Source organism: Pseudomonas sp. NPDC089752 (assembly GCF_044748725.1).
Classification (GTDB): Bacteria; Pseudomonadota; Gammaproteobacteria; order Pseudomonadales; family Pseudomonadaceae; genus Aquipseudomonas.
In genome coordinates this window covers 105925-130431 of the sequence record NZ_JBIVGP010000002.1, presented here as the reverse complement: position 1 = coordinate 130431, position 24507 = coordinate 105925, and the positions used below count along the sequence as shown (strand labels likewise).

General features: G+C 62.0%; 22 protein-coding genes and 5 tRNA genes. 17 read left to right on the top strand and 10 right to left on the bottom strand.

Translation table 11 applies throughout. The features are described from left to right. The first annotated feature begins 37 nt into the window (after nt 1-37). The 5 genes from astA to astE are packed head-to-tail and all read left to right on the top strand — an operon-like array spanning nt 38 to nt 5225. Entirely contained in the window at nt 38-1069 is a 1032-nt protein-coding gene (gene astA, locus ACIPZF_RS03435) for an arginine N-succinyltransferase (RefSeq protein WP_400795233.1), read from the top strand. Further along, a complete protein-coding gene (gene astD, locus ACIPZF_RS03430) occupies nt 1066-2529 on the top strand; it encodes a succinylglutamate-semialdehyde dehydrogenase (RefSeq protein WP_400795231.1) in 1464 nt (487 codons plus the stop codon). Before astA ends, astD begins: the two co-directional genes overlap by 4 nt. 23 nt (nt 2530-2552) lie before the next feature. Further along, on the top strand, nt 2553-3902 hold the full coding sequence (gene astB, locus ACIPZF_RS03425; protein WP_400795229.1) for an N-succinylarginine dihydrolase: 1350 nt from the start codon (nt 2553-2555) through the stop codon (nt 3900-3902). A 14-nt stretch (nt 3903-3916) separates the two neighbouring features. Then, a complete protein-coding gene (locus ACIPZF_RS03420; RefSeq protein ID WP_274909289.1) occupies nt 3917-4207 on the top strand; it encodes a topoisomerase II in 291 nt (96 codons plus the stop codon). 10 nt (nt 4208-4217) lie between these two features. Then, on the top strand, nt 4218-5225 hold the full coding sequence (gene astE, locus ACIPZF_RS03415; RefSeq protein WP_400795227.1) for a succinylglutamate desuccinylase: 1008 nt from the start codon (nt 4218-4220) through the stop codon (nt 5223-5225). A 4-nt stretch (nt 5226-5229) separates the two neighbouring features. Here astE and ACIPZF_RS03410 read toward each other — a convergent pair whose 3' ends face one another. Further along, nucleotides 5230-6411: a M91 family zinc metallopeptidase gene (locus ACIPZF_RS03410; protein WP_400795225.1), complete on the bottom strand. Its 1182-nt coding sequence runs from the start codon at nt 6409-6411 to the stop codon at nt 5230-5232. 361 nt (nt 6412-6772) lie between these two features. Here ACIPZF_RS03410 and alaS point away from each other — a divergent pair, with 361 nt between their 5' ends. The 8 genes from alaS to mgtE all read left to right on the top strand — a co-directional run bounded on the left by alaS (nt 6773) and on the right by mgtE (nt 13571). Next, a complete protein-coding gene (gene alaS / locus ACIPZF_RS03405) occupies nt 6773-9397 on the top strand; it encodes an alanine--tRNA ligase (protein WP_400795223.1) in 2625 nt (874 codons plus the stop codon). 85 nt (nt 9398-9482) lie between these two features. Then, nucleotides 9483-10718 (top strand): aspartate kinase, encoded by a 1236-nt coding sequence (locus ACIPZF_RS03400; protein WP_400795221.1) that lies wholly within the window; start codon nt 9483-9485, stop codon nt 10716-10718. A 167-nt stretch (nt 10719-10885) separates the two neighbouring features. Then, nucleotides 10886-11074, top strand: coding sequence for a carbon storage regulator CsrA (csrA, locus tag ACIPZF_RS03395; RefSeq protein ID WP_003254503.1), 189 nt, complete (start codon nt 10886-10888; stop codon nt 11072-11074). Between the two features lie 72 nt (nt 11075-11146). Further along, nucleotides 11147-11237, top strand: a tRNA-Ser gene (locus ACIPZF_RS03390). Nucleotides 11238-11343: 106 nt separating this feature from the next. Continuing rightward, a tRNA-Arg gene (locus tag ACIPZF_RS03385) sits at nt 11344-11420 on the top strand. A gap of 71 nt (nt 11421-11491) precedes the next feature. Further along, nucleotides 11492-11568 (top strand) — tRNA-Arg (locus tag ACIPZF_RS03380). Between the two features lie 72 nt (nt 11569-11640). Continuing rightward, nucleotides 11641-11717 (top strand) — tRNA-Arg (locus tag ACIPZF_RS03375). A 411-nt stretch (nt 11718-12128) separates the two neighbouring features. After that, entirely contained in the window at nt 12129-13571 is a 1443-nt protein-coding gene (gene mgtE / locus ACIPZF_RS03370; RefSeq protein WP_400795220.1) for a magnesium transporter, read from the top strand. Between the two features lie 67 nt (nt 13572-13638). Here mgtE and ACIPZF_RS03365 read toward each other — a convergent pair whose 3' ends face one another. Further along, nucleotides 13639-13965, bottom strand: a complete 327-nt coding sequence (locus ACIPZF_RS03365; RefSeq protein ID WP_400795218.1) for an Arc family DNA-binding protein — start codon at nt 13963-13965, stop codon at nt 13639-13641. Next, a complete protein-coding gene (locus ACIPZF_RS03360) occupies nt 13953-14261 on the bottom strand; it encodes a hypothetical protein (protein ID WP_400795216.1) in 309 nt (102 codons plus the stop codon). Before ACIPZF_RS03360 ends, ACIPZF_RS03365 begins: the two co-directional genes overlap by 13 nt. Nucleotides 14262-14309: 48 nt before the next feature. Between ACIPZF_RS03360 and phnN the strand changes: the two genes are divergently transcribed. Together phnN and ACIPZF_RS03350 are read left to right on the top strand one after the other, a co-directional pair. Further along, nucleotides 14310-14897: a phosphonate metabolism protein/1,5-bisphosphokinase (PRPP-forming) PhnN gene (gene phnN, locus ACIPZF_RS03355; protein ID WP_400795214.1), complete on the top strand. Its 588-nt coding sequence runs from the start codon at nt 14310-14312 to the stop codon at nt 14895-14897. Between the two features lie 112 nt (nt 14898-15009). Then, nucleotides 15010-15086, top strand: a tRNA-Arg gene (locus ACIPZF_RS03350). 10 nt (nt 15087-15096) lie between these two features. Here ACIPZF_RS03350 and ACIPZF_RS03345 read toward each other — a convergent pair. The 3 genes from ACIPZF_RS03345 to ACIPZF_RS03335 all read right to left on the bottom strand — a co-directional run bounded on the left by ACIPZF_RS03345 (nt 15097) and on the right by ACIPZF_RS03335 (nt 17212). Continuing rightward, on the bottom strand, nt 15097-16068 hold the full coding sequence (locus ACIPZF_RS03345) for an endonuclease (RefSeq protein ID WP_400795212.1): 972 nt from the start codon (nt 16066-16068) through the stop codon (nt 15097-15099). 83 nt (nt 16069-16151) lie between these two features. After that, nucleotides 16152-16478 (bottom strand): AzlD domain-containing protein, encoded by a 327-nt coding sequence (locus ACIPZF_RS03340; protein WP_400795210.1) that lies wholly within the window; start codon nt 16476-16478, stop codon nt 16152-16154. After that, nucleotides 16475-17212 (bottom strand): AzlC family ABC transporter permease, encoded by a 738-nt coding sequence (locus ACIPZF_RS03335; protein WP_400795208.1) that lies wholly within the window; start codon nt 17210-17212, stop codon nt 16475-16477. The genes ACIPZF_RS03340 and ACIPZF_RS03335 overlap by 4 nt, the downstream gene beginning before the upstream one ends. A gap of 122 nt (nt 17213-17334) precedes the next feature. Between ACIPZF_RS03335 and ACIPZF_RS03330 the strand changes: the two genes are divergently transcribed. Both ACIPZF_RS03330 and ACIPZF_RS03325 read left to right on the top strand, forming a co-directional pair. After that, nucleotides 17335-18129, top strand: a complete 795-nt coding sequence (locus tag ACIPZF_RS03330; protein ID WP_400795206.1) for a LysR family transcriptional regulator — start codon at nt 17335-17337, stop codon at nt 18127-18129. Nucleotides 18130-18361: 232 nt separating this feature from the next. After that, on the top strand, nt 18362-19360 hold the full coding sequence (locus tag ACIPZF_RS03325) for a diguanylate cyclase domain-containing protein (protein ID WP_400795204.1): 999 nt from the start codon (nt 18362-18364) through the stop codon (nt 19358-19360). Nucleotides 19361-19535: 175 nt separating this feature from the next. On the opposite strand, the gene lpdA is transcribed toward ACIPZF_RS03325, so the two are convergent. The 4 genes from lpdA to ACIPZF_RS03305 are packed head-to-tail and all read right to left on the bottom strand — an operon-like array spanning nt 19536 to nt 24473. After that, on the bottom strand, nt 19536-20915 hold the full coding sequence (lpdA, locus tag ACIPZF_RS03320; RefSeq protein ID WP_400795202.1) for a dihydrolipoyl dehydrogenase: 1380 nt from the start codon (nt 20913-20915) through the stop codon (nt 19536-19538). A 2-nt stretch (nt 20916-20917) separates the two neighbouring features. After that, on the bottom strand, nt 20918-22180 hold the full coding sequence (locus ACIPZF_RS03315; RefSeq protein ID WP_400795200.1) for a dihydrolipoamide acetyltransferase family protein: 1263 nt from the start codon (nt 22178-22180) through the stop codon (nt 20918-20920). Continuing rightward, on the bottom strand, nt 22181-23239 hold the full coding sequence (locus ACIPZF_RS03310) for an alpha-ketoacid dehydrogenase subunit beta (protein WP_400795199.1): 1059 nt from the start codon (nt 23237-23239) through the stop codon (nt 22181-22183). A gap of 1 nt (nt 23240) precedes the next feature. After that, the gene (locus ACIPZF_RS03305; RefSeq protein ID WP_400795197.1) at nt 23241-24473 is read right to left on the bottom strand and encodes a 3-methyl-2-oxobutanoate dehydrogenase (2-methylpropanoyl-transferring) subunit alpha; all 1233 of its coding nucleotides are present in this window, start codon (nt 24471-24473) and stop codon (nt 23241-23243) included. Nucleotides 24474-24507: the final 34 nt, after the last annotated feature.

The window sequence follows — 24507 nt, the reverse complement described above, 5'->3', positions numbered from 1 at the left end:
TTTTGCGGTGGCCGCAGCTGCCGCACAAGGAGAAAGCATGATCGTTCGTCCTGTACGCAGCAGCGATTTACCCGCGCTGATCGAATTGGCACGCAGCACCGGCACCACTGGGCTGACTACCTTGCCAGCCAACGAGGAACGCCTCGGGCATCGAGTCGGCTGGGCCGAAAAGACCTTCCGTGGCGAAGCTGAGCGTGGCGACACCGACTACCTGTTCGTGCTGGAAAACGATGAAGGCCTGGTGGTCGGCATCAGTGCCATCGCCGGTGCCGTCGGCCTGCGCGAGCCCTGGTACAACTACCGGGTCGGCCTGACCGTCAGCGCCTCGCAGGAGCTGGGCATCTACCGCGAGATCCCCACCCTGTTCCTGGCCAACGACCTGACCGGCAACTCCGAGCTGTGCTCGTTGTTCCTGCGCAGCGACTATCGCTCCGGGCTCAATGGCCGCTTGCTGTCGCGCGCGCGCATGTTGTTCATCGCTGAGTTCCCTGAACTGTTCGGCAACAAGATCATCGCCGAAATGCGTGGCATGTCCGACGAACACGGCCGCTCGCCGTTCTGGGAAAGCCTGGGGCGGCATTTCTTCAAGATGGAGTTCAGCCAGGCCGACTACCTCACCGGCGTGGGCAACAAATCGTTCATCGCCGAGCTGATGCCCAAGTTCCCGCTGTACACCTGCTTCCTGTCGGAGGCGGCGCGCGAGGTCATCGGTCGGGTGCACACCGACACTGAACCTGCACTCGCGATGCTCAAGCAGGAGGGTTTCAACTACCAGGGCTATGTCGACATCTTCGATGCAGGCCCGGCCATCGAATGCGAAACCTCGAAGATTCGCGCCGTGCGCGAAAGCCAGACGCTGGTGCTGGCAGTGGGCACGCCGGGCGATGACGCCACCCCTTACATCATCCACAACCGCAAGCGCGATGACTGCCGCATTACCGCCGCCCCCGCGCGCCTGGCTGCCGGGACCCTGGTGGTCGACCCGCTGACGGCCAAGCGCCTGCGCATGGGCGCTGGCGACAACGTGCGCGCGGTGCCGCTGTCGGCAAGCCGGGAGGCAAGTAAATGACCACACATTACATCGCCGGTAACTGGCAGGCCGGGCAGGGTGAAGCCCTGCAATCGCTCAATCCGGTCAGCCAATCCATTGTCTGGAAGGGACGCGGTGCCGATGCTGGCCAGGTCGACGCGGCGGTCGCGGCTGCCCGTCAGGCGTTCCCGGCCTGGGCGCAGCTCAGCCTGGAGGCGCGCATCGACGTGCTGGAAAAGTTCGCCGATCAGCTCAAGCAGCACGCCGATGCGCTGGCGCACTGTATTGGTGAGGAAACCGGCAAGCCGCTGTGGGAATCGGCCACGGAAGTCACCAGCATGGTCAACAAGGTGGCGATCTCGGTGCAGAGCTACCGTGAACGCACCGGTGAGAAAAGCGGCCCGCTGGCCGATGCCACCGCCGTGCTGCGGCACAAGCCCCACGGCGTGGTCGCCGTGTTCGGCCCCTATAACTTCCCAGGCCACCTGCCAAACGGTCATATCGTCCCTGCGCTGCTGGCGGGCAACTGTGTGGTGTTCAAGCCCAGTGAGCTGACCCCGAAAGTCGCCGAGCTGACCGTCAACTGCTGGATTGCCGCAGGTCTGCCGGCCGGTGTGCTGAACCTGGTCCAGGGCGCGCGCGAGACGGGCGTGGCGCTGGCGGCCAATCCAGGTATCGACGGCCTGTTCTTCACCGGCTCCAGCCGCACCGGCAACCTGCTGCATCAGCAGTTCGCCGGGCGCCCGGACAAGATCCTTGCGCTGGAAATGGGTGGCAACAATCCGTTGCTGGTAGATGAGGTCAAGGACCTGGACGCTGCCGTGTACACCATCATCCAGTCGGCGTTCATCTCTGCCGGCCAGCGCTGCACCTGTGCCCGCCGTCTGCTGGTGCCGCAGGGCGCCTGGGGTGATGCGTTGCTCACGCGGTTGGTCGAGGTGTGCAAGTCCATCACGGTCGGCGCCTTCGATCAGCAGCCTGCGCCCTTCATGGGTGCGGTGATCTCGCTGCAGGCTGCCCGGGCGCTGGTGGCGGCGCAGGCCGAATTGCTCGGCAAGGGCGCCACCAGCTTGTTGCAGATGACCCAGCCTCAAGCCGATGCCGCTTTGCTGACCCCGGGCATCATCGATGTCACCGCGGTCGCTGATCGCCGTGACGAAGAGTTCTTCGGCCCCCTGCTGCAGGTGATCCGTTACGCCGACTTCGATGCCGCCATCGATGAAGCCAACGATACCCAGTACGGCCTGGCCGCCGGCCTGCTGTCCGATTCACGTGCCCGCTACCAGTACTTCTGGCTGCGCAGCCGCGCTGGCATCGTCAACTGGAACAAGCAGCTGACCGGCGCCGCCAGCAGCGCGCCGTTCGGGGGTGTGGGCGCCAGTGGCAACCACCGCGCCAGTGCCTATTACGCCGCCGACTACTGCGCATACCCCGTGGCTTCGCTGGAGACCGCCAGCCTTGCCCTGCCGGCGACCCTGACGCCGGGCGTCACCCTATAACAACAGGTCACGGAGCCTAGCCGATGAAATCCTATGAAGTGAATTTTGATGGCCTGGTGGGGCCTACCCACAACTACGGCGGCCTGTCCTACGGTAACGTGGCATCGCAGAGCAACAGCCAGCAGGCGTCCAACCCGCGCGAAGCGGCGCGTCAGGGCCTGGCGAAGATGAAAGCGTTGGCCGATCTCGGCTTCAAGCAAGGCGTGCTGGCACCACAGGAGCGCCCGGATGTCGCCGCGCTGCGTCGCCTGGGCTTCAGCGGCAGCGATGCCGAGGTGATCCAGCGTGCCGCCAAAGAGGCCATGCCGCTGCTGGTCGCCAGTTGCTCGGCGTCGAGCATGTGGGTGGCCAACGCCGCCACTGTCAGCCCCAGTGCCGATACCGCCGATGGCCGCGTGCATTTCACGGCCGCCAACCTCAACTGCAAGTACCACCGCAGCATCGAGCATCCGACCACCAGCCGCGTGCTGGCCGCCATGTTCAACAACGAGAAACACTTTGCCCATCACCCGGCGCTGCCTGCCGTGGCACAGTTCGGCGATGAGGGCGCTGCCAACCACACGCGCTTCTGCCGTCGCTATGGCGAGGCTGGCGTCGAGTTCTTCGTCTATGGCCGCAGTGCCTTCGACAGCCGCTACCCGGCGCCGCAGAAATACCCGGCGCGGCAAACCCTGGAGGCTTCACAGGCGGTGGCGCGGCTGCATGGACTGAGTGATGACGGAGTGGTCTACGCTCAACAGAACCCTGCGGTGATCGACCAGGGCGTGTTCCACAACGATGTGATTTCGGTGGGCAACGGCGAGGTGCTGTTCTACCACGAGGATGCCTTCCTCGAGACCGACGCGGTGCTTGGCCAGCTGCAAGCTAAACTGGCCAGCAAGGGCGGCAACTTCCAGCCCATCCGCGTGCCTCGGGCGGCGGTGGCGGTGGAGGATGCCGTGCGTTCCTACCTGTTCAACAGCCAGCTGCTTAGCCGCGACGATGGCTCGATGCTGTTGGTGGTGCCGGAAGAGTGCCGCAACAACGAACGCGTCTGGGCGTACTTGCAGCAGTTGACCAGCCAAGGCGGGGCAATCAAGGAGGTCAAGGTGTTCGACCTCAAGCAGAGCATGCAGAACGGCGGCGGCCCGGCGTGCCTGCGCTTGCGTGTGGCATTGCAGGAATCGGAACTGGCAGCGGTCAATCCAGGCGTTATCATGACCGCCCCGCTGTACGACACACTGCTGCAGTGGGTCGACAAGCACTACCGCGATCGCCTGGGCGAGGCGGACCTTGCCGACCCGCAGTTGCTGGTCGAATGCCGTACGGCACTGGATGAGTTGACCCAGATCCTGAAGTTGGGTTCGGTCTATCCGTTCCAACGCCAACCTTGAAGAGAGAGTTTGTAATGACCGACGCCCTGCGCCTGATCCTTGAAGATGAAGACGGCACCCAGCTGGAGACCTCCTGCACCCGTTTTGCCGTGGTCTGGCAAGGCAAGGAAGTGTGGATTCAGCAGGATGGCCGTGGCCAGCTGCTGATCGGTGTCGACGTCGACGAGAACGACACCGAGTACGCCAACCTGCTGCTGCGCCCCATGGCTACCAACCTGGTCAGCCTGCAGCTGGAGATGGAACCGGCAGAAGTCGGTGAAGACGACGATCACGTTCATGGCCCGGACTGCGGCCACCACCACTAAGGAAGCGCCTATGCTCGCCCTTGGCAAATTGCTTGAGCTGACCCTGACCGATCACGAGCCGGCCGAGAAAACCCAAGTGACACCCAAGGGCGCGCGTTTGCGCTGGCTGGGGGACGGCGCACTGGAAGTTCGTCCTCCGGACGCCGAGGATTGCGGTTTGGACCTGCTGCTGTCAGCGGGCATTCATGGCAACGAAACAGCACCGATCGAGTTGCTCGAGCGTTTGCTGCACGGCGTCGCCAACGGCAAGATCAAACCGCGTGCACGGGTGCTGTTCCTGTTCGGCAACCCGGCGGCCATCCGCAAGGGCGAGCGCTTCATCGAGCAGGACATCAACCGCCTGTTCAATGGCCGCCACGAGCTCTCCAGTGGTTTCGAGGCGTTGCGCGCCGCCGAGCTGGAACAATTTGCCCGGGTGTTCTTCAGCAAAGCAGAGCGCACCCGTCTGCATTACGACCTGCATACCGCCATTCGTGGTTCCAAGATCGAGCAGTTCGCCTTGTATCCCTATAAAGAGGGGCGTCAGCATTCCCGGCGTGAGCTGGCACGGCTGGCGGCGGCCGGGATGGAGGCGGTGTTGCTGCAGAGCAAGTCGTCGATCACTTTCAGCGCCTTCACCTATGAACAACTGGACGCAGAGGCCTTCACCCTGGAGCTTGGCAAGGCGCGGCCGTTCGGGCAAAACGAGCAGGTCAACCTCGACAAGCTCGAAGAGCGTCTGATCCAGATCATCGAAGGTACCGAGCCGGAAACCGAAAGCTCGCTGGATGGTCTGAAACTGTTCAGCGTATCCCGCGAGATCATCAAGCACAGCGAGGGTTTCCGCCTGCACCTGCCGGCGGATATCGAGAACTTCTCCGAATTGAGCAAGGGTTACCTGCTCGCCGAAGACCTGGCTGAGACGCGCTGGGTGGTCGAGGAGGAGGGCGCGCGTATCATTTTCCCAAACCCCAAGGTCAAGAATGGCCTGCGGGCAGGCATCCTCATCGTGCCTGACAACGGCGCCCGATTGGGCTGACGGGTCAGTACTTCAGGCGAAGTGGCAAGCCAAGTTCGCGGCGTAGGGCATTCTCGTTGAAGGGGTCTGGGTTGGTGCTGCTCGGTGGCGTCGAGGGGTCATCATCGAAATCGAAAGCTTCGCCGCTGTCGAGCCCTACGGCTTGCTGCTCTCTGTTGCCCAGCATGCTGCCGGTGGCCAGATTCCACGCGTGGCAGAGTTCATGGTACAGGGCCACCACCGCGGGCGACCTTCGGACGTTGATCAGCGGGTTGAATTCGATCACGCACTCTAGGACCGGGTGCCCCCGCTGTCCGTCATGGACGCGCGGGTCGCCGTGCGATCGATCGCTGCGGGTATAGGCATTGTAGAGGACGGGCGTATCGCGAATGGTGACCTTCGCATGCCTGGAGACCAGGTCGGCCAACAATGCCGATGCGGTCTGGCTGCTCTTGAGCATATTGAGCAGCACGAGGATCTTGTTGGTGTAATTCGCGTCGCCGTGAATGGCGAACGTCGCGGCGTAGCGTTCTGGAAGCGTCTGCTTCCCGGCTTCCAGCAACAGTGGGGCCGTATCTCCCCCCGCCGCGACGATGCTTTGCGCATGGCCATAGATCCGGTCGTCCAGTGGCCCGTTGTAAATCGTATTGGTCCCACTCATCGCCTCGATGATGGCGCGCCCGTCCTCGACGGTCAGCTTATCCTTGCCTGGCCCAGCGTAAAGCATGCCATAGGCGGCAGAACTGCTGATCTCGTCGTTGCCTGGCCCGCCGTCGAGCTCCGCTTCCTGAATGCCATGGGCTTCGATGCGGTCATCACCCGGGCCCGTGTCCACGACCACTCGTGTCCATAGGTCATCTTCAATCGAAGGCGTGCAGTTGACCTTTACATGGTCGTTGCCCTCTCGGGTTTCGACAACTACCCGGGTGCTGCCATCGGCGTCTACCTGTACCACATCGTTGCCGTGGCCGGTGCGGATGTACGCGATATCGTTGGATGAGAACAGGATGTCGTAATGCGCATCATCCAGTTGAATGCCAAGCGTTGGGGGCGAAGCTTGAACGAGTAGATTGGCACCTTCGGTCATTATTTCGATCATCACAGTGAAAGGTGCATCCTTGATCGATACCCGTTGATCGGTATAGGGCAGGGCGCTGGAGGTGGCGGGTGACTGGCCGTGGGAGACCGTGAGCGTGCGGTTGTTCATGTTGAAAGGTTCCTGACAGTGACGGGCCGCAAGACTGGCAGGAGCGCCTCATGGCATGCCGGTGCAGGTGTAGCACCTGGCCGGTCCGGTACGCTGACACGCATGCCCGCGTAGGCTGATTAACCGGTTGTTCCGTTTTCCGCTACGTTGGGCGGTAATTCGCTTGCCAGCTGCAAAAGGCTGCCTTTAGCATCACGGATATGCCTTCTGATCTGTTCAGGCTCGAAAAACCGCCAGATCGACGCTTTCTATCGCATAAACACACTGCACCGAGATTGCAGGACCGATATAATGCGGCCCTTTGCCGTCGTTTCGTCGACGTGTTTGCCCCCAAAGGGCCGCCGTTTCCGTGGAAGAACCTATGAAAAGCGCAGAAATCCGTGAAGCCTTCCTTCGCTTCTTCGAAGAGCAGGGCCATACCCGAGTCGCCTCCAGTTCGCTGATCCCGAACAACGACCCGACCCTGCTGTTCACCAACGCTGGGATGAACCAGTTCAAGGACTGCTTCCTCGGTGCCGAGAAGCGTGCCTACACGCGCGCGGTCAGCAGCCAGAAGTGCGTGCGTGCCGGTGGCAAGCACAACGACCTTGAAAACGTCGGCTACACCGCGCGTCACCATACGTTCTTCGAAATGCTGGGCAATTTCAGCTTCGGTGACTATTTCAAGCGCGACGCGATCACCTTCGCCTGGACCTTCCTGACCTCCGACAAGTGGCTGAACCTGCCCAAGGAAAAGCTCTGGGTCACCGTCTACGCCAGCGACGACGAAGCCTACGACATCTGGACCAAGGAAGTTGGCGTGCCGGCCGAGCGCATGGTGCGCATCGGTGACAACAAGGGCGCTCCATATGCCTCCGACAACTTCTGGACCATGGGCGACACCGGGCCGTGCGGCCCGTGCACCGAAATCTTCTACGACCACGGCGCCGATATCTGGGGTGGCCCACCCGGCTCGCCGGAAGAAGACGGCGACCGCTACATCGAGATCTGGAACAACGTCTTCATGCAGTTCAACCGCACCGCCGACGGCGTGCTGCACCCGCTGCCAGCGCCGTCGGTGGACACCGGCATGGGCCTGGAGCGCATCAGTGCGGTGATGCAGCATGTGCACTCGAACTATGAGATCGACCTGTTCCAGAACCTGCTGTGCGCCGCGGCCAAGGCCATCGGTTGCAGCAACGACGCCCAGGCTTCGCTGAAAGTAGTGGCCGACCATATCCGTTCCTGCGGCTTCCTGATCGCCGACGGCGTGCTGCCGTCCAACGAAGGCCGTGGCTACGTGCTGCGCCGCATCATTCGTCGCGCTTGCCGCCACGGTAACAAGTTGGGCGCGAAGGGCAGCTTCTTCTACCAGATCGTCGCTGCCCTTGCCGCTGAAATGGGTGAGGCCTTCCCTGAGCTGCGCAACCAGCAGGCGCACATCGAGCGCGTGCTCAAGGCTGAAGAAGAACAGTTCGCCAAGACCCTGGAGCAGGGCCTGCGCATCCTCGAACAGGACCTGGCCCAACTGCAGAGCAACGTGGTACCGGGCGACGTGGTGTTCAAGCTGTACGACACCTACGGCTTCCCGATGGACCTGACCGCCGACATCGCCCGTGAGCGCGAGCTGACCATCGACGAAGCCGGCTTCGAGCGCGAGATGGACGCCCAGCGTGAGCGTGCGCGATCCGCCAGCGCCTTCGGCATGGACTACAACAGCCTGGTCAAGGTCGACACTGCCACCGAATTTCTTGGTTATGACGCCACCGAAGGCCAGGGCAAGATCATCGCCCTGTACAAGGATGGCCAGTCCGTCGACCAGCTGGGTGAAGGCGAGCAGGGCGTCGTGGTACTTGATCGCACGCCGTTCTACGCCGAATCCGGCGGCCAGGTCGGTGACAGTGGCTTCCTGCAGGCCGGCGCTGCACGCTTCGACGTCCGCGACACCACCAAGACCGGCGGCGCTTTCCTGCACCACGGCGTGGTCGCCAGCGGTGCGCTGGTCATCGGCTCGCCGGTCGAGGCCAAGGTCGATGCCGAGGTGCAGCACGCCACCTCGCTGAACCACTCGGCCACCCACCTGCTGCACGAAGCCTTGCGCCAGGTATTGGGTGAGCACGTGCAGCAAAAGGGCTCGCTGGTCGACAGCCAGCGCCTGCGCTTCGACTTCAGCCACTTCGAAGCGGTGAAACCGGAGCAGATCAAGGCCCTGGAAGACATCGTCAACCGTGAAGTGCGCAAGAACACCCCGGTTGAAACCGAATTGACCGATATCGAAACCGCCAAGGCCAAGGGTGCCATGGCCCTGTTCGGCGAGAAGTACGGTGATACCGTGCGCGTGCTGAGCATGGGCGGCGATTTCTCCGTCGAGCTGTGCGGCGGTATCCACGCCAAGCGCACCGGCGATATCAGCCTGTTCAAGATCATCAGCGAAGGTGGCGTCGCCTCTGGCGTGCGCCGCATCGAAGCGGTGACCGGCGCTGCCGCGCTGGCCTACCTGAACGCTGCCGAAGAGCAGGTCAAGGAAGCCGCGCAGCTGGTGAAAGGTAACCGCGACAACCTGATCGACAAGCTGTCGGCTGTGCTCGAGCGCAACCGTCAGCTGGAGAAGCAGCTGGAACAGCTGCAGGCCAAGGCCGCCAGCGCCGCTGGGGATGATCTCTCCAACGCGGCCGTTGAGGTCAAGGGCGCCAAGGTCCTTGCTGCCCGCCTGGATGGGCAGGATGGCAAGGCATTGCTGGCCCTGGTCGATCAGCTGAAGAACAAGCTCGGCCACGCAGTGATCCTGCTGGGCAGTGAGCATGAGGGCAAGGTCGTGCTGGTGGCCGGCGTGACCAAGGACCTCTCCAGCCAACTCAAGGCTGGTGACCTGATGAAACAAGCTGCTGCTGCAGTCGGTGGCAAGGGCGGTGGCCGTCCGGACATGGCCCAAGGTGGCGGCGTCGACGTCGCTGCGCTGGACCAGGCCCTGGCGCTGGCCGTGCCATTCGCAGAGCAGGGACTTTGAGATGAAGGGGCGGGTGGTCTAGTCACCTGCCCCTTCATGTTGGATGGTTTTTTTGGGGCCCTGTATGGGCTGAGGCACCATTGAAATGGCGTTGATCGTACAGAAATTTGGCGGTACCTCTGTCGGTTCCATCGAGCGGATCGAGCAGGTTGCCGACAAGGTCAAGAAACACCGTGAAGCGGGCGACGACCTGGTGGTTGTGCTGTCGGCCATGAGCGGCGAAACCAATCGCCTGATCGACCTGGCCAAGCAGATCACCGATCAGCCGGTGCCGCGTGAGCTGGATGTGATCGTGTCTACCGGTGAGCAGGTCACCATTGCCCTGCTGACCATGGCCTTGATCAAGCGTGGCGTGCCAGCGGTGTCCTACACCGGCAACCAGGTGCGTATCCTCACCGACAGCTCGCACAACAAGGCGCGCATCCTGCAGATCGACGACCAGAAAATTCGCGCCGACCTCAAGGAAGGGCGCGTGGTGGTCGTGGCAGGCTTCCAGGGTGTCGACGAGCACGGCAGCATCACCACCCTCGGCCGTGGTGGCTCCGACACCACCGGCGTGGCCCTGGCGGCTGCGCTGAAGGCTGACGAATGCCAGATCTACACCGACGTCGATGGCGTTTACACCACCGACCCGCGCGTTGTGCCGCAGGCCCGCCGCCTGGAGAAGATCACCTTCGAAGAGATGCTGGAAATGGCCAGCCTCGGGTCCAAGGTGCTGCAGATCCGTTCGGTGGAGTTCGCCGGCAAGTACAACGTTCCGCTGCGCGTGCTGCACAGCTTCAAGGAGGGTCCAGGGACCCTCATTACCATTGATGAAGAGGAATCCATGGAACAGCCGATCATTTCCGGTATCGCCTTCAACCGTGATGAGGCCAAGCTGACCATTCGTGGCGTGCCAGACACTCCTGGCGTCGCCTTCAAGATCCTCGGCCCGATCAGCGCCTCGAACATCGAAGTGGACATGATCGTGCAGAACGTCTCGCACGATAACACCACCGACTTCACCTTCACCGTGCACCGCAACGAGTACGAGAAGGCCCACAGCGTGCTGGAAAACACTGCGCGTGAAATCGGTGCTCGCGAAGTGATCGGCGACACCAAGATCGCCAAGGTGTCGATCGTCGGTGTCGGCATGCGCTCCCACGCCGGTGTGGCCAGTCGCATGTTCGAAGCCCTCGCCAAGGAGAGCATCAACATCCAGATGATCTCGACGTCCGAGATCAAGGTCTCGGTGGTGATCGAAGAGAAGTACCTGGAATTGGCCGTACGCGCACTGCACACCGCGTTCGAGCTTGACGCTCCTGCCCGACAGGGTGAGTAAGACGTTGCCTTGAGGGGCGCGGCTTGCCGCGCCCTTCGCGTTTCTGTGGGTTGCGCAGGCCCTGTCCTGCCAGCGTGCCCAGCATCAAGGCCCTGCGTCGCTGTCCTCGACCCGGGCCGATTGTTCCCTGACTGTTATCCCAGAATGTTTTGCGTAAGGAGAAAGCTATGTTGATTCTGACTCGTCGGTGCGCCGAGAGCCTGATCATTGGAGACGGCGAGATCACCGTGACGGTACTTGGCGTGAAAGGAAACCAGGTGCGTATCGGCGTCAGCGCTCCGAAAGAAGTGGCCGTTCACCGCGAGGAAATCTACCTGCGCATCAAGAAAGAGAAGGATGAAGAGCCAAGCCTTTAATTCTTTTGAAGTTTTTTTCAAAAAAAGGGTTGCAAAGGTGAAAGAGGTTCTTTAATATTCGCCTCGTGTTGCGGTGAGGTGGCCGAGTGGCCGAAGGCGCTCCCCTGCTAAGGGAGTATACCTCATAAGGGTATCGGGGGTTCGAATCCCCCCTTCACCGCCATTATTCGCTTAGGGCGCTGTAAACGGTAAGAACGCTAAGTAGTTGATTTTAAACGAAAAAGTTCTTGCAAAAATGTTTCAGCGACCTATAATGCGCGGCAAGACACGGACTCATAGCTCAGCTGGATAGAGTACTCGGCTACGAACCGAGCGGTCGGAGGTTCGAATCCTCCTGAGTCCGCCACTTTTGAAGTGGCTTTGCTTACAAAGCTGTTTCGAATAACCAGTGGTAACCTGGTCTAAAACTACCATTGCGGACTCATAGCTCAGCTGGATAGAGTACTCGGCTACGAACCGAGCGGTCGCAGGTTCGAATCCTGCTGAGTCCGCCACTTTTTGAAGTGGCTCTGCTTGCAAGGCGGCTTCACTAAACCAGTGGTAACCTGGTCTAAAATTACCACCACGGACTCATAGCTCAGCTGGATAGAGTACTCGGCTACGAACCGAGCGGTCGCAGGTTCGAATCCTGCTGAGTCCGCCACATATCAAGAAGCCCGCTCATTTGAGCGGGCTTTTTGTTTTCTGCTGTATTCGTCGCCAGTCATTCTGCGCCTCCGAGACCGAGCGCCGCCCGCGCAGCGCATCGCGGATAAATCCGCTCCTACAATTAGTTGCAACGTGCCTAGCCTATTATTGAGACTTGGGGGCATGCATGATCGCACCTACGGTTTCAAGCGTTGTCCTAGCTTTATCGCGCAAACGATTGTTCTGGCCAAAAATTTAAGCGATCTGACAGCTTAGGCAGTGTATGATTGCGCCCGTCAGCCCCGCCGGGGCTTGTGGAACACCACCATGGACTTACCCAGTAGTTACTCCCTAACACGATTCATACCGCTTGATCTGACCGATTGATTCCCCCGGCGTGCTCCGCTGCTGGGAGTGGAGTTCGCCTATGACTGAAGTAGAAGTAAAAAAAGCGCAAGAGAGCCTGCAGGATCGCCTGGCCCAGGTGGTCGACCTTTTGCAGCGCCAGCGCGTAGTGGAAGACCTGACCCATCGTCAGGAAGGTCAGCATAACGACCTGGTGGAAAACCTCGTCCACCGTCAGAACCTGGTAGAGCTGCAGCGCAAGCTCGACGACCTGCACCCCGCCGACATCGCCTACATCCTCGAAGCATTGCCCCTGGACGACCGTCTGACAGTCTGGCAGCTGGTACGCTCGGACCGTGACGGCGATATCCTCCTTGAAGTTTCCGATTCGGTTCGCCAGTCGCTGATCGCCGACATGGATGATCACGAACTGCTTGCCGCAGCCAAGGAGATGGACGCCGACGAACTGGCCGACCTGGCGCCAGAGCTGCCGCGTGACGTCGTTCACGAGCTGATGGAAACCCTCGATGCTCAGCAGCGTGAACGTGTGCGCTCAGCGCTGAGCTACGACGAAGAGCAGGTCGGTGCGCTGATGGACTTCGAGATGGTCACCATCCGCGAGGACATCAGCCTGGAAGTGGTCCTGCGCTACTTGCGTCGCCTCAAAGAGCTGCCGAACCATACCGACAAGCTGTTCGTGGTCGATTACGACGGCATTCTCAAGGGTGTGCTGCCGATCAAGCGCCTGCTGGTCAACGACCCGGACAAGAAGGTGGCGGAGGTCATGGCGACCGACCCGGTGTCCTTCCACCCCGAGGAAGATGCCTATGCCGCTGCGCAGGCTTTCGAGCGTTATGACCTGGTTTCGGCGCCGGTGGTAGACAAGAGCGACCGGCTGATTGGTCGTCTTACTATTGACGAAATGGTCGACCTGATTCGTGAGGAGAGCGAAAGCGAAGTCCTCAACATGGCCGGTCTGCGCGAAGAAGAAGACATTTTCGCTTCAGTCTGGCGTTCGCTGCGCAACCGCTGGGCGTGGCTCGCAATTAACCTGATAACCGCATTTATCGCTTCTCGGGTCATTGGCCTGTTCGAGGGGTCGATCGAGAAGTTGGTGGCCCTGGCTGCGTTGATGCCGATAGTGGCGGGTATCGGCGGTAACTCAGGTAATCAGACCATTACCATGATCGTTCGCGCCATGGCGCTGGATCAGGTGTCGCCTGGTAACACCAGCCGTCTGATGCGCAAGGAGCTGGCGGTGTCGCTGCTCAATGGTCTGATCTGGGGTGGCGTTATCGGGGTGGTGGCGTTCTGGTTGTATGGCAGCTGGTCCCTGGGCTTGGTGATGACTGCGGCCATGACGTTGAATTTGCTGCTGGCGGCACTCTTGGGCGTATTGATCCCGATGACCCTGACACGCCTGGGTCGCGACCCGGCCATGGGGTCCAGTGTGATGATCACTGCGGTGACCGACAGTGGTGGTTTCTTTATCTTCCTGGGGCTGGCGACGCTGTTCCTGCTCTGATCCAACGCCAGTGCGACATTACGAAAAAAGCCAGCTTGCGCTGGCTTTTTTGTGCTCGCTACGCGCCTCAGGAAGCGTCTGCGGCCATTTCCACATCGTGAGCGATGAGGGCGACCAGCGCATTCTGCTGGCGATGGGACAGTTGGCGGAAGCGTTGCAGCAGCTCGCGCTCATGCAAGGACAGTTCAGGGCTGTCCAGGCGCATGCTCAGCTCGTCACCCAACGCACCTTCCTGGATAAGGCTCTGTTCCAGGCGTGCGATGATTTCGGAGTTCATGCTGCGGTGATGGTTGCGCGATACCTCGGCAATGCGCTCACGCATTCCGTCTGGCAGGCGGACGACGAACTTGTCAGCGGTGCGGCTCGAATAGATAGCCTGTTTCATTGGGCGCATATAAATTGACCGGTTTTTGGTTCAGGGGAAGCGGTTCTCAAATTGGCCGCACGGGATGGTGGTACGACCGTGGCGACGACAAAATGTTCAACCGACTGGAAAATTTGGTGCTCATCTTGCCTCAAGGTCGCCGTTTCCTTGGCGTCAATTCTGTGACAAATAGTGATCCCGATAAAGGCTTTTTGCCAGTACCAATTATCAGAAATGAGTACTGGTTTGAAAAGTTTTCCATTTTCAGGTTCACCGTACCGCCAGCCCTTTGCCGTCAAAAACCCGTAAAACGCAGCAAAGGTCACAGAAAACCCCTAAAATGCGCGGGTTTCCTTCCATAGAGCATAGTGGCTATGCAACATGACGCAAGCGCCCAGACCAAAGCCTCAGGTCGCCTGATATTTCTGATGGGACCGTCTGGTTCGGGAAAAGATTCACTGATCGATGCTGCCCGAGCGGATCTGGCTGCCGCTGGAGTGGAAATTGCCCGCAGGGTGATTACCCGCTCTGCCGAGGCCAAGGGGGAAGCGGCACAGGGTGTCACGCCGGAGCGCTTCGCGGCGATGCGTGCGGCTGGGGAATTTGCCATGAGTTGGCAAGCCAATGGCTTGGCGTACGGCATCCCCGCACAAGTGGATGAGTGGCTTGGGCATGGGCGGTCGGTTCTTGTGAATGGTTCGAGGGCGTACCTGCCCGAGGCGCGTCGGCGCTATCCGAACCTTCTGGCCGTGTGTCTGGAGGTCAAGCCCGAGGTATTGCGCGAACGCCTGCTCGCTCGAGGGCGTGAAACACCACAAGAAGTCGACCAACGCCTGGCGCGCAGCGCCAGGCTGCAGGCGGAGCCTGACGCGGCAGTGCATCGGCTGGACAACTCGGCAGCGCTGGCGACGGCGGTGAGTGCCTTGCTCGAGCTGCTGCGCAAGGAGGGGCTGCCGGTTTGAATGCGTCGGAAAGCCCCTACGTGCAAAAAGCCCGATAGATGCATGACAAACGGCAGCCCGCTGGTTAACATGCTCGCCGTCCACCTGTGCAGCGCTCGCTGCCGGTCGTTGTGTCTCAGTAGCTCAATTGGATAGAGCATCCCCCTCCTAAGGGGAAGGTTGGCAGTTCGAACCTGCCCTGGGACGCCATATACCTCTGCTACTTGCAGTTAGCCGCCTTACGATACCCGGCTGCCTGCGCTTCGGCCTCAGTGCCAAACTCCACTTGATTTTTCTGCGAGATCTGGCTGTAACTTGGGCAACCACTCGCCAGGTGATAGACATGACTGTTGCGGTTGCCCAAGATTGCAGCATCGATCGACGGGTTCACCAGGGGCGGAACAATCACCTCTTTCTCCACGCTCTTCGGGGCGACCGATGCGGTAACGTCGGTAGCGCCCTTAGGCTTGTAACCCAGTGTCCACGTCCGTTCGCCAGTGACGAAAGGGTTGGAGTGGCCCATGACCGCGGCAATGCGCTGTTCCCGCTGTTTTTCCCACGCCGATACCGGATGCTGCCTGTCCCAGGCCATGAGCAGTTGCTGCTGCTGGCGCGACATGTTTAGCCGGTAACGATCGAACATGTAGAAGGTCGTACGGGCAACCAGGCCCTTCACCTCATCCCGTGGCTCGGCAATTTTCTGCTGGAAGTCGACTTTGGTGGTGCACTGGCCATACTGCGGGGCCACGCCCGAAACCATGCCGTAGTTGAAATTGCTGCGGTCACCGTTCACTTCACCCACGGAGGGGTAAAGGTTGAACAGGTCGGCCTCCATGGCGCGGAAGGTAGGGTCTTTATCGACACACTGCTTGCGCCCGCCATTCTGCCAACACTGACGCTGATGACCAAAGGTCCAGGCCGGCACGATATGTTCCCACTCGGTGCGCTCGGCCCGGGTTTGCAGTTTGCGGGTCTCATAGCCGCAGGACTCAGCGTCGACTCGGCCGCCGGACTTGCCCACCCAGGTCCATTTGCAGCCACAGTACAACTCGCCCATCGAGCTGTTGGCCTGGTCCTGATAAATCTTCTGCTTGGCGATGACCTTGGCTTCGGTGAAGGTCGCGGGAGGGTTGGCGAAAGCACTGGGAATGGCAGCGAGGGCGAGGGTTACGACGTACAGCAGTTTCTTCATGAGAAAGCATCATCGGATTACAGGGGGCCGCGATTATACGGCCTACCCACGTCGATTAATGCCCTAACATTATGGCACCTGGCCTACAGGCCAAGATGCTTTAGCCCCCATAGCGCCGCCATGCCAACACCCAGGGTCAGCAGGGTGCTGCGCGTACGCCAGGCCACCAAACCGGCGACGACCGCGGCAGGAATCTGCGGATTGCTCCAGGCGAAACCGCTGTGCGCATCCTGAAACACCACCGCCGGCATTACCAGTGCGGCCAGCACGCTGGCCGGTACGTACACCAGTGCGCGTCTGAGCAGGGGCGGCAAGCGCAGGGCGCCGTAGAACTCGATGAAGGACAAGCGGATGGCGAAGGTGCCAGCGCCGATCAACAAGAAAGTGGTCCATTGTGCCAGTTCGCTCATGGTGCCTCCGCCTTGGCGTCATCGTTGTGCGTAACAGGCGCGCTTTTACGTATCTGTTCAAGGGTCAGGCCGGTCGCCACGCCGCCGATGGAGGCGACCAGCAACCCCAGGTTGTAGGGCAGGTCGTGTGCGAGTACCGCGAGTGCCCCACCGACTATCGCGGCGCCGAGGGTGGCCGGGTTGCGGATGCCGGGGATGAGCAGCGCCAGAAAAGACAAGGGAATGGCAAAGCCCAATGACCATGACTCAGGTATCCCGCTGCCCAGAAACACGCCTGCCAGCACCGCCAGGTTCCAGCCAAGCCACATCGGTACTGCGGTGCCCACGTAGTAGGGGAATGCGAAGTGGCCTAACCCACCCGCTGCGAACTTCAGGCTGCACAGGGCGAACGATTGATCTGAAAGCAGGTAGGCCAATGGCCACGTACGGCGCCGGGGCTGGGCGCTGAGGTGAGGGGCAAGCGCAGCGCTGTACATCAGAAAGCGCAGGTTGATCACCAGGGCCGTGACCACCATTGTCATGGGCAGCGCGCCGTTTTGCATCAGCTGGAGCACGACCATCTGCGCGGAGCCGGAGTAGAACAGCAAGGTCATGCCCAGAGTATCCAGCGGCGACATGCCCATGCCGACTGCGGTCACGCCGGTGATCAGGCCGAATGGCACCACGCCGGTGGTCAATGGGAGAACACCGCGGGCACCGTCCACGAACGCGTGCATCCCACATCGATAATGCATGAGAAGTCCTTGAGAATTGCTGCGAAAGCCTTTGTATGAGCGCTTCAAGGTAAAGCGCTTACATACTTGGTAACAACGCAGATTTCTGAAATATTAGGCCTAGAAAAACTCAGGCTCGGATCATGTCTCTAGACTCCCCCACACGGCACATCTTGCAGCTCAACGCCCTGCGGGCTTTCGAAGCATCCGCTCGGCTCGGCGGTTTCTCCCGTGCCGCCCAGGAATTGAAAGTCACCCCCGGTGCAATTGCGGCGCTGGTCAAGACGCTGGAAACCCAATACGGGGCCGCCCTGTTCGAGCGCCATGCGAAAGGTGTGCGGCTGACCCCGCTGGGCGAAAGCGTGAGTGCCCAGTTCACCGAGGCATTCGATGCCGTCGAAGCGGCTGCACGCACGCTGCGCCGGCTGGCGGCGCCGCAGCGGGTGCACATCGTCACATCGCCAGCCCTGGCGCAATTGTGGATAGGGCCACGGCTGCCGCGTCTGACTGAAATGCTCGCACCTATCGAAATATCGGTCACTGCGGTCGACGAGCCGCCCAACCTCAAGCGCAGCCCGTTCGACCTGTGCCTGTTCTATGTCGAGCGTCTCGAGCGCGGCCAGCGCAAGATCGCCGAGGAACAGGTGCTGCCGGTCTGCAGCCCTGCGCTGGCCGGGCGGATCAGCGGCGCGCGGGACCTGGCCAGCGCGCGATGCATCAAGGATGTCGGCTGGCGGGATTGGGATGTGTGGTCCAAGGCGGTCCTGCCCGAACAGCACTTCGTCGCCAGTGGACCAGGGTTTTCCCTGTACTCGATTGCCTTGCAGCAAGCGTTGCTTGGGGCTGGTGTGCTTATTGGCCGCAAAAGCCTGTGCAGCCGTACCTCGACAGCGGCGAACTGGTTGCGCCACTTGATCGACCGGTGCCGCTGGAATTGACCATTGCTGCTTGGCGGCTGCCCGGCGCGGCTGGCAACCAACGAGTGGCGGCGGTTGAAGAGGCCCTTTTGCAGTTGGCGTGAAAATAGGGCGCCTGGGCTATTTCGCTTGCCTTGTGCTCGGCATATGCTCAGCCGGCAGAGGAACGGTATTGCCGCCAGCGGCAATCTACGAGCACCGTCGGCAGCACCTTGACCGGGAGCGCAGTTGCTGGACACCAGGGAGAGCGTCCATGAGTAACGAATCCAGGCCGGTGCCCGCCGGCTTCAGTGAACAGCAGCTGCAGATGTTGTTCGAATTGATCAGCGATGGCATCTGGGACTGGAATGCCAACACCGGCTACGTCTATCGCAACCCTGGCTGGTACGCCATGCTGGGATACGCCAGCCATTCCATGGCCAACAGCGTACTGACCTGGGAGAGCGTGATCCACCCCGAGGACTACCCGCGGGTGATGGCGCATTTCGAGGCATACATCAATCAGCGCAACGAGCGCTATCGCATCGAGTACCGCTGCCGCTGCCAGGATGGCAGCTACCTGTGGATCGAGGACAGTGGCCACATCATCGCGCGCAACCAAGACGGCTCGGTGGCGCGCATGCTCGGCGCACACCGCAACATCGATGCCGGTAAGCGCCTGGTGGCCGAGCTCGAACAGAAGAATCAGTCGCTGGAGGCCCAAGTGGCGGAGCGCACCCGCGAGCTGTCCTGGGTCAACCAGCAGTTGCAGCGCCAGCTGGACGAAAATCGCGAGTTGGCCGAGCGTGATGCGCTGACCCGCATCGCCAATCGTTACCGCTTGGAAAAATCGCTGCAGCAGGAGTGCAGGCGCGCCCAGCGCTTCCGTGAGCCGTTGGCGGTGATTGCCATGGACGTGGACGACTTCAAGCCGATCAATGATAGGTATGGCCATGCCCAGGGTGATGCGGCTCTGGTCCAGGTCGTCGAGAACCTGCAGACCTGCCTGCGTGACCAGGATCTGCTGGCGCGTTGGGGCGGGGACGAGTTTGTCATGGTGTTGCCGCAGACCACGTTGGACGAGGCTTTGGAGGTGGCGGCGCAGTTACGTCGAGCAATGGTGCAGGTCGAGCCGATTGGCGAGTGCCGGCTGACCTTGAGTTATGGCGTGGTGCAGTGGCAGGAAGGGGAGGATCAGGATGATCTGCTCGGGCGGGCTGACAAGGCTTTGTATCGGGCCAAGGGTTTGGGGAAAAACGCCATTTCCGAGTGATCCTGTATCGGCCTCTTCGCGGGCAAGCCCGCTCCCACAGGTATCCCACTGACTTTGAAACCAGTGGTGTACCTGTGGGAGCGGGCTTGCCCGCGAAGAGGCCGGTACTGAATAAAAAAAGACCCGCGACACCTTGTGGGCGCCACGGGCCAAATCGGCCTAAGCCGCTTCAGTGTCAGATGTGCAGAGCGTGGCCCAGCGCGCGCAAGGCCGCTTCCTGCACCGCCTCGCCCAGGGTCGGGTGAGCGTGAATGGTACCGGCGATATCTTCCAGGCGAGCGCCCATCTCCAGCGACTGGGCAAAGGCCGTGGACAGCTCCGAAACCGCCACGCCCACCGCCTGCCACCCCACGATCAGGTGATTGTCACGGCGCGCCACCACCCGTACGAAACCGCTTTTCGACTCCAGGCTCATGGCCCTGCCGTTAGCCGCGAACGGGAACTGCGCGACGATGCAGTCCAGCCCTTGCTCGTCGGCCTGGTCCGGTGTCTTGCCAACCACCAACACTTCCGGGTCGGTGAAACACACCGCCGCAATCGCGCTGGGCTCGAAGCGTCGCGCCTTGCCGGCGATGATCTCGGCAACCATCTCGCCTTGCGCCATGGCCCGGTGCGCCAGCATCGGTTCACCGGCCACATCGCCAATGGCCCAGACATTGCGCATGCTGGTCTGGCAGCGTTCGTCGATGGCGATTGCGGCACCGTTCATCTTCAGCTCCAGGCTTTCCAGGTTGAAACCCTGGGTGCGCGGGCGACGGCCCACGGCCACCAGCACTCGGTCGGCTTCCAGGCGCAATTGCCCACCTTGGCCATCGCTGGCCAGCAGGCACCCGTCGCTATAGCCTTCGACGCTGTGCCCCAGGTGCAGGACAATGCCCAGTCTCTTCAATGACTCGGCCACCGGCGCGGTCAACTCGCTGTCGTAAGTCGGCAGGATGCGATCGCGTGCTTCCACCACACTGACCTGCGCCCCCAGTTTGCGGTAGGCGATGCCCAGCTCCAGGCCAATGTAGCCGCCACCCACCACCACCAGGTGTTTGGGTAGCGCCTGTGGGGCCAAGGCCTCGGTCGAAGAGATGACCGGCCCGCCGAGCGGCAGCATCGGCAGCTCGACGCTGTTCGAGCCGGTGGCCAGCAGCAGGTGTTCGCACTGGATGCGCTGGCCGTCGACGTCGACGTGCTTGCCGTCGAGGATTTTCGCCCAGCCGTGGATCACCTTGACGCCGTGCTTTTTCAGCAGTGCGGCGACGCCAGTGGTCAGCCGGTCGACGATGCCGTCCTTCCAGGCCACGCTGCGGCCAATGTCCAGCTGCGCTGAGGTAACGCTGATGCCCAGTTCGGACGGGGCGGTGTAACGGGAGGCCTGGTGGAACTGCTCGGCCACATGGATCAGTGCCTTGGACGGAATGCAGCCGATGTTCAGGCAGGTACCGCCCAGCGCCTGGCCCTCCACCAGCACGGTGGGGATGCCCAGCTGCCCGGCACGGATGGCGGCCACGTAGCCACCGGGGCCGCCGCCGATGATCAGCAGTGTGGTGTCGATAGTCTGGCTCATGCTCACTCCACGAACAGGCAGGCGGGTTGCTCAAGCAGGCCGCGCACGGCCTGGATGAACAGCGCAGCATCCATGCCATCGACCACCCGGTGGTCGAACGAGCTGGACAGGTTCATCATCTTGCGGATCACGATCTGGCCATCGATCACCATTGGCCGCTCGACCATGCGGTTGACGCCGACGATCGCCACTTCCGGGGTGTTGACCACCGGTGTGCTGACGATGCCACCCAGGGCGCCGAGGCTGGTCAGGGTGATGGTCGAGCCGGACAGTTCCTCGCGGCTGGCCTTGTTGTTGCGGGCGGCGTTCGCCAGGCGCGAAATCTCGCCGGCATTGCCCCACAGGCTGCCGGCCTCGGCGTGGCGCAGCACCGGCACCATCAGGCCATTGTCGCCTTGCGTGGCGATGCCCACATGCACCGCGCCGTGGCGGGTGATGACCTGGGCTTCGTCGTCGTAGGTGGCGTTGATCTGTGGGAAGTCGCGCAGGGCGACGACCAGGGCGCGGACCAGGAACGGCAGCAGGGTCAGCTTGCCGCGGCTGTCACCGTGCTTGCTGTTGAGTTGCTGGCGCAGGGCCTCCAGCGCCGTCACGTCGATTTCCTCGACGTAGCTGAAATGCGCGACGCGGCGTTTGGCGTCCTGCATGCGCTGGGCGATCTTGCGGCGCAGGCCGATCACTTGCACCTGCTCGCTGTCGGTGCGCTTGGCATAGCCGCCAGGCGCCTGGCCGGCAGCGCTCTGCGGTTTGCTGATGAAGGCGTCGAGGTCTTCATGCAGGATGCGCCCGGCCGGCCCGCTGCCGTGCACGTAACGCAGTTCGATACCGGCATCCAGGGCGCGCTTGCGCACGGCCGGGGAGGCCAGCGGTTTTTCGTCGGCCTGGCGCGGTACGATCGGCGCCGGCTCATGCCCTGCGGGCGCTTGGTACGCTGCTGGCTGTGCTTCGGCTTGCGGTGCAGGCCTGGCCGCGACCGGCGCTTCCACCGGTTTGGCGTGCGGCACATCCACATGGTTGCCGCTGCCTTCCACTTCGATGCGGATCAGCTCGCTGCCGACCGCCATCACTTCACCTGGCTGGCCGCCCAGGGCCAGCACCTTGCCGCTGACCGGCGAAGGGATTTCCACGGTGGCCTTGTCGGTCATGACATCGGCCACCACCTGATCTTCGGCGATCACATCGCCGACCTTGACGAACCACTCGACCAACTCGACCTGCGCGATGCCTTCGCCGATGTCCGGCATCTTGATGACGTGCGTGCCCATTCAGACCTCCATGACCCGTTTCAATGCCGCGCCTACCCGCGAAGGGCCTGGGAAGTACGCCCATTCCTGTGCGTGAGGGTAGGGGGTGTCCCAACCGGTGACGCGCTCGATCGGCGCTTCGAGGTGATGGAAGCAATGCTCCTGCACCAGAGACACCAGTTCGGCACCGAAGCCGCAGGTGCGGGTGGCTTCATGCACGACCACGCAGCGGCCGGTCTTCTTCACCGACGCGACGATGGTGTCCAGGTCCAGCGGCCAAAGGCTGCGCAGGTCGATGACTTCCGCGTCGACGCCCGTCTCTTCGGCGGCCACTTGGGCCACATACACCGTGGTGCCGTAGGTCAGCACGGTGACGTCATTGCCTGGCCGGGTGATGGCGGCCTTGTCCAGCGGTACCGTGTAGTAGCCGTCCGGTACGGCGCTGTGCGGGTGTTTCGACCACGGGGTTACCGGGCGGTCGTGGTGGCCGTCGAATGGGCCGTTGTACAGACGCTTGGGTTCGAGGAAGATCACCGGGTCGTCGGACTCGATCGAGGCGATCAGCAGGCCTTTGGCGTCGTACGGATTGGACGGCATCACCGTGCGCAGGCCGCACACCTGGGTGAACATCGCTTCTGGGCTCTGGCTGTGCGTCTGGCCGCCGTAGATACCGCCACCGCAGGGCATGCGCAGGGTCAGCGGGGCGATGAACTCGCCGGCCGAGCGATAGCGCAGGCGGGCCATCTCGGAGACGATCTGGTCGGAAGCTGGGTAGAAGTAGTCGGCGAACTGGATTTCCACCACCGGCCGCAGGCCATAGGCGCCCATGCCGACGGCGGTGCCGACGATGCCGCTCTCGGAAATCGGCGCATCGAATACCCGCGACTTGCCGTACTTGTTCTGCAGGCCTTCGGTGCAGCGGAACACGCCGCCGAAGTAACCGACGTCCTGGCCGTAGATCACCACGTTGTCGTCGCGCTCTAGCATGACGTCCATGGCCGAGCGCAGGGCCTGGATCATGGTCATGGTGGTGGTGGCCATGGCGGTTTCCGGGTTGATGCAGTTGTTGTGGTCGTTCATCTCAAACCCCCAGTTCCTGGCGCTGACGGCGCAGGTGGTCGGGCATTTCCTTGTACACGTCCTCGAACATCGAGGCGGCGCTCGGGATGTGGCCGTTGGCCAGGGTGCCGTACTGTTCGGCCTCCTTCTGCGCGGCGATGACCGCGGCCTCGAACTCGGCGGTGACCGCCTGGTGTTCGTCCTCGGACCAGTGGCCGATCTTGATCAGGTGCTGCTTCAGGCGGGCGATCGGGTCGCCCAGCGGGAAGTGGCTCCAGTCGTCGGCTGGGCGGTATTTGGACGGGTCGTCGGAGGTGGAGTGCGGGCCGGCGCGGTAGGTGACCCACTCGATCAGGCACGGGCCAAGGCCACGGCGGGCGCGCTCGGCGGCCCAGCGCGAGGCGGCGTACACGGCGACGAAGTCGTTGCCGTCTACGCGCAATGAGGCGATGCCGCAGCCTACGCCACGGCCGGCGAAGGTGGTCGATTCACCGCCGGCGATGGCCTGGAAGGTGGAGATCGCCCACTGGTTGTTGACCACGTTGAGGATCACCGGGGCGCGGTACACGTGAGCGAAGGTCAGCGCGGTGTGGAAGTCGGATTCTGCAGTAGCGCCGTCGCCAATCCAGGCCGAGGCGATCTTGGTATCGCCCTTGATCGCCGAGGCCATGGCCCAGCCGACGGCCTGCACGAACTGGGTCGCCAGGTTGCCGCTGATGGTGAAGAAGCCAGCCTCGCGCACCGAATACATGATGGGCAACTGGCGGCCCTTGAGCGGGTCGCGCTCGTTCGACAGCAACTGGCAGATCATCTCCACCAGCGACACGTCGCGGGCCATCAGGATGCTCTGCTGGCGGTAGGTGGGGAAGCACATGTCGGTGCGGTTGAGGGCCAGCGCCTGGGCGCTGCCGATGGCTTCCTCGCCCAGGCTCTGCATGTAGAAGGACATCTTCTTCTGGCGCTGGGCGACCACCATGCGGCTGTCGAATATGCGCGTCTTGAGCATGGCGCGCATGCCTTGGCGCAACACCTGCGGGTCGATGTCTTCGGCCCAGGGGCCCAGCGCATCGCCCTGCGCGTCGAGCACGCGGATCAGGCTGTTGGACAGGTCGGCGGTGTCGGCAGCTTCGACATCGATGGGGGGTTTACGGACTTGACCCGCGTCGTTCAGGCGCAGGTAGGAAAAATCGGTCTGGCAGCCTGGCCGGCCGGTAGGCTCGGGCACATGCAAACGCAGGGGGGCGTACTCGTTCATGCTTTTTACGCTCGCTCGGATGTTGTTTTTGTGA